Here is an 8287-nt window from a genome sequence, read left to right on the forward strand (position 1 = left end):
AGCCCTTAAGCGCGCTTGCTTTGCCGGGTGCGCTTGCCGCTCTCTTCTTCGGCTTGCTGCTGCTGACGCTGCAAGACAAAAATCGGTGGTGCCCACGGCGTATCGCGCTTCTTCTTGCTGGTGATCAGGGTCAACTCTGACGGATCATAGACATCGGTATTGTGGGTTAGCGGCGTCGTCATCAGATACTGCGCATCGGTGTTCTTGAGGAATTCACCGACCAGCTGGATATTGCGAATATCCAGGTGGGCAAACGGTTCGTCGATGAACACGAAACCACCAGCGCCATCATCCGACTTCAACAGGCCAATCAGCAAAATCAGCGACTTCATGACCTGCTGACCGCCGGAAGCTTCACCGTCGTTCATGCCGATGGCGATCTTGCCGTCAAACTTGAAGCGCACATGCAAACCCGCCTGTGCCAATTGCAGATCGTCGTTCTCCAGCCGCACCGGATCGGTATGCACCTCAATCCCGGCCAGTTCACCCAGCTCCTTGATGTTGCGTGAGTAAGTCTTGATCGTAAAGCGCAGGCGCTCCATGTAGGCCGCACGGGCATTGGTCGTCGCCTCGATGGCGCGGTTGTTTTGATAGCGCCGCTCGGCAGTCTCGGCCTGACGACCAGCCAGTTGCGCACCGAGGCGCAAATGCTGTTCAACGACGGTATCGTCGGTTTCCCAGTCTTCACGCGCCAGATCGCCATTCAGGCTATCGATACGCAGATTGACCTGATAGGCATTCTGATATTGCTCCGCCAGCGCCTGCTGACGCTCGGCACGACGCCACGCAAACGGCAGATGGCGCCATTGCTTGCGCAAGCTGAGCAAGGTGGTCATGTGCGCAGCGCGCTCTTCAAACAGCTTGCTGCGTGAACCGCGCAATTCGGATTCGGCATTGGCCAGACCATGCTTGGCATTGGTCCAGCGGGTTTCGGCCAACGTACGTTCTTCAATTGCCGGTTTGATCTGCGCCATCACATCACCCAGACGCGCACCGACCTGCTGACGCGAAGCCAGCAACGGTGCGGCTTCTTGTTCGGCCTCATCAAACTCGGCCTGACGCGCCACCAGTTCCTTGGCGGCATCAACACCGGCAATCAGGGACTTGAGCTGGCCGATTTCCTTGGCCAGCGTGTTGATCTTCAGGGTCAGCTGGTCTTCCTGTGCTTCCAGTGCCGGCAGGTTGCGTTGCAGTGCCGCCAGACGTTGCGCACGACCAGCCTGACCGAAGCGATAGCGTGAAATATCAATCTGCAGCGAGCGGCCACCACGACGTTCACGGTGATACGCCTCAGGCGTAATCCATTCGTCATGCGCCGACTGCGCCATGCCGTCTTCAATCGAATCGACCCGATTGATCCGCTTGAGCTGGTCAATCAGCCAGACCGGAACCGCGCCGCTGAAGTCGAGTACCGACAACAGGCTTTGATCCTTGACCTTGGGCGCCTTGACCAGATCGGGCACGATGAAGTGCGGGTAACGCAGCTTTTCTGCCAGACGGAAGGCGGCCTTGGCCTGTGACGGATCTTCCAGCAACACCAGCGCCGTGTAGCCGCGCAAAACACCTTCGACCGCGGCCTGCCACTGCGCATCCTTGACCTCGACCACATCGGTCAGCATGGCGTGACCAATACCGGCTTCCAGCAAGGCCCGGCGCATGGCGGTCACATCAGCCGGCTCGGGCAAACCCTTCTTGCTTTCCAGCGCGGTAATGGTGGCACGCTCTTCGGCGAGTCGCGTCTTGATCGCTTCACGTGCGCTGCGCTCGCGGGCCAGCGCCTGTTCCTTTTGCTCCAGCTCGGTGGTGACGCTGCTGATATCCGCACCAGCCTTGCCTGCCAGATCCTGCAGCCGGGTCTTTTGCGACAGCAGCGACTCCAGCGGCTTGAGCAGGGCGTTGACGCCATTGAGCTGCGTACCGAGCGTGCCTTGCTCGACTTCCAGCGCCTGCTCGCGTTGACGCGCAGCCGTCAGCTGCTCGCTCAGTGTCGATAATTCACGCCGCCTGGTGGAAATCTGACCGTCGTTACTGGTCACGCGCAGGCGTTCATCACGCAACCGTTCGCTGATGACCTGCGCCTTTTGTCGCGCTTCATGAAATTGCAGGCTCGGCAGCACTTCTTCCTGCAAGTCACGCCGTTGCTGGTTCAGATGTTGCCATTGGTGATAATTGGCAACCCGCAGCTTGAGCCCGGCCAGATGTGTCTCTGAGGCTTGCAGCTCGGTTTCGAAACGCTGCAGTTCCTGCTCGGTATCGCGCTGATGACGCTTGGCTTCGTCATAGGCGTCCAGCACTTCCTTGTCGCCAAAGACCTGAAACACCAGATCCAGCAATTGCCGCGGCGAGTATTCACAGAGTTTGTCGGTCTCGCCCTGTTCCAGCGCCAGCACCTTCGACATCGCCTGCGACAGACCAGCATTGGCCAGACGCTTGCGGTAATTGTCCAGCCCCAGCCATTCCGGGTTGTCACCGACTTCTTCAATCTGTACCGCACCACCGAGGATCAGATATTGGCGCTTCCAGTCGCCACCGTTTTTCTGGATCTGGCAAAACAGCGTGACTTCATCTTCACTGAAAAATCCGGAGCTTCGGAACGGGCGGTTCGACAATTGCTTGCCACTGGTCTTGTTATCCACCACCGCACGCAGCCACACGGTTTGCTGACCGGAGTGGCGCGCGTAATCCTTGTAGGAACGCTTCATCGAGCAATCCAGACCAAACAGCGTGCGCAAGGCATCCAGCAGGGTGGTCTTGCCAGAGCCGTTCTGCCCGGCGATGGTGATGATCTTGGCATCGAGCGGAATATTCTTGACCCGTTGCCAATAGTCCCAGTGCACTAATTCCAGGGATTTGATATGAAACATGGTGACTTTCTTTACGTTCTTATTCGGTATCGGAGGAAGTTGCCACCGGTGTGATCACGGCAGCCGGCGGTGCAGGGCGCAGCGGCGTTGGCACCGTATTCGGCTTGAGCTCCAGCAGCACCGCCTGTGCGCGTTCCTCACGCAGGATGTCATGCAGCGCGCCATTGACGATGCGCTCCTTCAAGACGTCGGTATCCATCAACAGGTCCAGCAGCGGACCTTCGGCAATCACATCACCGCGCCGCTCGATAAAGCCAAAGCGCGCCAGCTGGCCGAGGTTCATGTCCATCCGGGTCTTCTTGCCGAGCTTGTCGCCAAAGTCGGCCAGCAGCGCACGATAAGACACACCGATGGAGGTATCTTCCGCGCTCGGTAAAGGTTTCTCGGTGCCGAACATATCGTTCTGATCATCCTTGGCGCTTTGGTGCGCGGCTTGTCGCTCGCGCTTGGGCAAAATGATCAGCGCCCACAACACCACCAGCATCGCCACGCCGTCACGGGCCAGGCCAAAGTTATTGTTTTGCCAGGTTTCACGGGCACCAAAGACCTTCGGCTCCACCTCGCGCACCAGCGCCAGCGTCACGTGATCGGCATACACGTTATCCACCAGCTTCATGCCGCAGGCGGCCAGCCGGCTATCAATCTCGGTACGGAAGTGCTCGTCCGACAAGGCGCGGGTCACCAGCTTGTCCTTGCGTAGCAGGGTTTGTTGAGCCAGCAGTCTGGCAATCAGGATTTGTGCGTCGTCATTCATGGCGTGGAGCGGTGTTTGCTACTTGATTAGTTGAGTTTGGCTTATGCGCCAGCGTGCCGGCAGAGATCGCCGCAACATGCGGATCATCGACCTTCAGCAGCACATCTTCGGGCGTAAAGTCCAGCGGCAAGCGCGCCATGGTGGCGGTGCCGCCCTGCAATACAGCCTCGCTCTCGTCACCCAGCAAGGGCAACAGCGAGGCACGGTAAGAGGCAATCGCAAAGTTGGCGGGCAACAGGGCGTTCGCAATCGGCATGCCAACATCGTTGGCAGCGCCAGTAATACCATTGACGATGGCATCCAGGCGAGCAATCCAGTCCTCGAGCTGCGGTGCATTGACCTTGGCTTCATCGATCGTGATCGGTGCATCCTCGCCCTGCGGCAAACCATGGTCCACTTCCACTACGCGGTCGGCCAGCAGCTCGGACTCGGCCACGTCCACCATTTCAGCCGGGGTGACAAACAGCAGTGAGAGCGGCTCATCAATCGCCCCTTCGGCCAGCGAAGACAGATCAGGATGCTTCAGCAACCAGGACTTGATATCGGTCGTCGACAAACCCGACTGCCCCAGATGCACGCGCTGGCGCTCGATCTGGTTCAAGGCCCGGGAGAACATGCCCTGCATGTTCAGCAACGCACTCTGGGCCCGGCCAATGGCCTGCGCCGCCTTATGCGTCATGGCATCGGCCTGACTATCAGTCGTGATCGCGTGGATGATGGCCGACCCCTTCTCGACCCAGTCGCAAGCGCTGTGCCACTTTTCCTGCGCGGTGCGCAGGCGGAACTCCGAGCCCGACGCAATCGCATCGCGGAACTCATCGGTGAGCTCAATCAAGCGCCCCAGCAAGTGATGCAACTGCTCCACCGAGACGCCACCAACCGCCTGTGCACCGGCCACCTGTGACAGCAGGAAGCCCATGTCGGCATCATCGTCCGGGGTATTGGCGGCGACCAGTAAGCTATCGACTGCTGCCAGAATATTGCGCGCCATCGGCGTCACACGATAAACACTCTGCACCGTATCCCAGGCCAGCAAGCCATTGCTGCGCAAACGCAGGAGCACGGTTTCCAGGCTATCGCTATCGAGGTAAGACAGCTTCAGATTGATGTCAGCGCGGGTAATCGTCGATGACGAGGTATCGGCCACCAGCTCGCGCAGTACCAACAGGCGCACCAGCACACCATTGAAACCGCCATGGAACACTGCCGTGAAGGCCTGCAGCAAAGGCTGGGCTTTTTTGAGCAGGAAGACCTGTTCGATATCGTCCGGAGAAACCTTGTCATGAAAGAAACTTTGCAAGGCCGTGGACGCTTCCTCGTCCGGTAATGCGGTGTTGTCGCCCGGGATGTCATCCGGTTTGTCGCTAGAGATATTTTGCATGCCGCCATTTTAAAAGATAAACCACGTGAAAACGCCCGGGTAGCAAGGATTTGCATGCCTAAACGCAGCTCAGGATGGCCGTGGATACCTGATCACTTGTCAAAATAGCTACTTTTATTAGTTCAGGCCCGCAAAATTCCCCATACCAGCCGTACCAGCTCATCCTCAAACTCCTGCGTTCCCAGCAGCGGTGACTGCTCCAGCGATGCGCTGCGCAGCGTACCCATCACCGCCCGGGTCAAGACAAAGATGCTTGCCGCGCTGGGTACACGGATCCCGGCGGCGACCTCCGGTGCCAGCGACTGCAACTGCCCCAGCGCCACCGCGATATGCTCGGCCCCTTCGCGCAGAGCTTGCAGGATGTTGTCATCATGGTCCATGCGCCAGGCCAGCCGGATCATGGAACGCTTGAAGACACCACCGGCAGCGAAAGCCTCAATGAGCATCCTCACCCGAGCCCGGATAATCTGCTCCGGATCATCGCGCTGCTGCACCGCCTGCATCAGCGCCGCCTGCATCTGATCCATCACCTGCCGCCGGCCACGCTGGATCAACGCCAGCAAAATTGCCTCCTTGGTGGGAAAGTATTGATACAGCGTACCAATCGAGAAACCCGCCTTTTGCGCAATCTTGTTGGTCGTCAGGCTGGTTTCGCCCTGTTCATCCACAATCTGAGCAGTTGCCTCAAAAATGGTCTCAATGGTCCGCTGTGCGCGCTCCTGCGTGGGCAGCTTACGCATGGTTTCCGGGCCTGTCCGGGTGGTGGGCGATGGTGTACGCGACATGGATAAAACCTGAGCACTAAGCGAGTTGAGGGGATAAATCCAGAGGTGAATAATGCGCATATTCCTCCTTCACCGCAAGCTCGCCACTATGAACCGCAGCACCGAATCCTTGTTGATCCGCAAACTTGACGTTGACCTCGCGGGCGGTTTCCCCCGCCATTGGCATGGCGGTGATGCCTTCCTCAGCATGTACTTCAATGCGCTCTCGATGAGCTTCCCGGTCGGCGAACAGTTTTTTATCGATGCCGTCCGTGCCGGCGTTGCCTTACTGCCCGACACGCCCGAGCATGCTGCGGTGCGCCAGACCGTCAAAGACTTCGCCGGGCAAGAAGCCACCCATCGCCACCTGCACCATCTCTACAACCTGCAACTGGAGCAGCAAGGGCTGGTCAACCGCTGGCAACACTGGGCCAGCCGCCGCGTCGCCATCACCCAGAAGCTCAAACTGCATCCACGTAATCTGCTGGCACTGACTGCTGCTTACGAGCACATCACCGCCGTCTTTGCCGACGGCACCCTGCGTTACGACAACTGGCTGGCCGGTGCCGAGCCGGCGATGCAAACCCTGTGGCGCTGGCACGCAGCCGAAGAGACCGAACACAAGGCGGTCGCTTTCGATCTGTATCAAACGCTGGGAGGAGGCTATCTGCGTCGGGTGGCATGGTTCACCCACGTGCTGTTGCTGTTCACACTGGAATCAACCCGCCAGACGATCCTCAATCTGCACCGCGACAAAAGCCTGTTCCGGGCGCGCACAGGATGGTCTGCCCTGAAATTTCTGTTTGGCAGAAACGGACATGTCTGGCGCAGTGTCTTGCCACTGTTAGGCTACTATCGGCCCGGCTTTCATCCCAACGATCACGACAACCACTACCTTGCACAACGCTGGCTGGAGAACAACAGCAAGCATTGGCGGGCGATCGGGCCAAGCAAATAAATTTTCTGCTCTCTCTCAAAATAATACTGTTTATTTATACAGTATTTGTGATACATTTTCGTCCATCGTCGCCTCTTTCAACAAGGAGCTTCTAATGGCAACCTGCAACCCGAACGACAGCCGCTTTGGCATAGCTTATCTGCCGTCCGCGATCAGCATGCGGCTCGGCAAACGTGAACTCTATCTGACCCGCGATACCCGTCGCCGCTATGGCCCGACGCCATCGCTGCTGCAATGCCGCACCGGCATGGAGCCCGGCTATCTGGAAATGCTGTTGCTGCGCAAATGGCTGGTGGTTTTTTCCAAGGCACGGTAACGCGTTATGTCGGACAGCACTTCACAGTTCGCGCTCCCGTTTCAGGATTTTGCAGTCGAGGCCATCAACAGCCTCGTTGCAGAACAGGAAGCCCCACCCGCCCGACGCAAACCACGTCGGGCCAGCGCGACCCACTTCGACTATCCACCGGTCCCGGACCTGATCAACATGACTGAAACAATGACACTCACCCAAGACCTGGCCAGCGAGCTGGACGACACTGAAACGGCGGACACAGCCGCCGTCATCGAGGACACGCCGGTCATCCACGAAGACCGCCTCTGGCAGGACGACGGCTGGACCGCCCGCGTGATCAAGAACGAAGATGATGAAGGCTGGGCCGTCGCCATGTTTCAGGATGGTGAATCCGAACCGGCACTGGTCGGCCCCTGGACCATGGGGCGTGACAAAAAGAACCCCAAACCGCTCGACGCCAACGCCTTCGGCACACTCGTCAAAACCGCCTCGGAAGTACTGCGCCGCCACGAACAGCAACTCCATGCCATGCTGCACAAGAGCATGATCGTCAACACCCGCACCGCCACCATCAACGTCACGCTCGACATCGTGCCTGACGAAGACGATCCCTATGCCATGCTGACCGCCATCGATAGTGATGGAGAGCAGATGGCGCAGGTGAGGGTGCTGCCGAGCTACAAACTGACCATGGCTAGCGCGACAACGTGGGTAGAGAGTGGATTTAGGTCGGTGAAAGAAGCCGGGAAATCAGATTACTGAGGCAGCGTAAATATCAGTGACAACATCAACGACAGGACAGCTTCTGTGTTCTGTCGTTGACCTGTTTTGCTTGTTATAACCTATTGAAGAAGCGTCTAAGACCTCCTTTGATTTTCTCTAGAAGCTCGTTCGAGTTTTTATTTTCTTGCAGAGTGGTCGTGAGCTGATTAAATGATTGTAGTCCTTCATGTACTTTATTGGATAACTTGCTAGCGCCCGTTTTGAATTGGTCAATATATTTGTTTAATTCTTCAGTTGCCTTTGTAGAAGTCGCCACCCATTTAAATATGGCCTTTGGTGGTGTCTGTGATAACACCTCTGTCTGCGGCTCTGCGGACGGCATCGAAGCAGGTAAGGTCATTACCGGGGCCGCATTCCCGACATCTGCTTCAAGATGGTGAAGTGGGGACTGCGATAGCTCCTCTGTCTGCGGTTCTAGAGACGGCATCGAAACAGGCAAGGTCATTACAGGTTTCGCATTCCCGGCATCTGCTTCATGATGGTGAAGTGGG

The 8287-nt window shown here is 57.8% G+C and carries 8 protein-coding genes; 3 read left to right on the forward strand and 5 right to left on the reverse strand.

Annotated elements, in window-relative coordinates; all coding sequences use genetic code 11:
- Positions 1 to 5: 5 nt before the first annotated feature.
- The 4 genes from FHW66_RS17305 to FHW66_RS17320 form a co-directional block, all read right to left on the reverse strand.
- Positions 6 to 2864 (reverse strand): ATP-binding protein, encoded by a 2859-nt coding sequence (locus FHW66_RS17305; protein WP_183381077.1) that lies wholly within the window; start codon positions 2862 to 2864, stop codon positions 6 to 8.
- A 19-nt stretch (positions 2865 to 2883) separates the two neighbouring features.
- Positions 2884 to 3618 carry a hypothetical protein gene (locus FHW66_RS17310; RefSeq protein ID WP_183381078.1) on the reverse strand — a complete coding sequence of 245 codons (735 nt, stop codon included), beginning with the start codon at positions 3616 to 3618 and terminating at the stop codon, positions 2884 to 2886.
- Complete coding sequence (locus FHW66_RS17315; protein WP_255459041.1) at positions 3611 to 4999, reverse strand: YbgA family protein; 1389 nt, start codon at positions 4997 to 4999, stop codon at positions 3611 to 3613. Before FHW66_RS17315 ends, FHW66_RS17310 begins: the two co-directional genes overlap by 8 nt.
- Positions 5000 to 5121: 122 nt before the next feature.
- Complete coding sequence (locus FHW66_RS17320; protein ID WP_255459042.1) at positions 5122 to 5844, reverse strand: TetR/AcrR family transcriptional regulator; 723 nt, start codon at positions 5842 to 5844, stop codon at positions 5122 to 5124.
- On the opposite strand from FHW66_RS17320, the gene FHW66_RS17325 reads away from it, so the two are divergent.
- The 3 genes from FHW66_RS17325 (at position 5837) to FHW66_RS17335 (ending at position 7775) form a co-directional block, all read left to right on the forward strand.
- A complete protein-coding gene (locus tag FHW66_RS17325; RefSeq protein WP_183381079.1) occupies positions 5837 to 6721 on the forward strand; it encodes a metal-dependent hydrolase in 885 nt (294 codons plus the stop codon). The genes FHW66_RS17320 and FHW66_RS17325 overlap by 8 nt on opposite strands.
- Positions 6722 to 6815: 94 nt before the next feature.
- Complete coding sequence (locus FHW66_RS17330; RefSeq protein WP_183381080.1) at positions 6816 to 7037, forward strand: hypothetical protein; 222 nt, start codon at positions 6816 to 6818, stop codon at positions 7035 to 7037.
- A 168-nt stretch (positions 7038 to 7205) separates the two neighbouring features.
- Positions 7206 to 7775 (forward strand): hypothetical protein, encoded by a 570-nt coding sequence (locus FHW66_RS17335; RefSeq protein WP_255459043.1) that lies wholly within the window; start codon positions 7206 to 7208, stop codon positions 7773 to 7775.
- Positions 7776 to 7848: 73 nt separating this feature from the next.
- Here the strand turns inward: FHW66_RS17335 and FHW66_RS17340 are convergent.
- On the reverse strand, positions 7849 to 8287 hold a 439-nt coding region (locus FHW66_RS17340), incomplete at its 5' end, for a hypothetical protein (RefSeq protein WP_183381081.1).

It is taken from the genome of Herbaspirillum sp. Sphag64 (assembly GCF_014192645.1).
GTDB lineage: Bacteria > Pseudomonadota > Gammaproteobacteria > Burkholderiales > Burkholderiaceae_D > Herbaspirillum.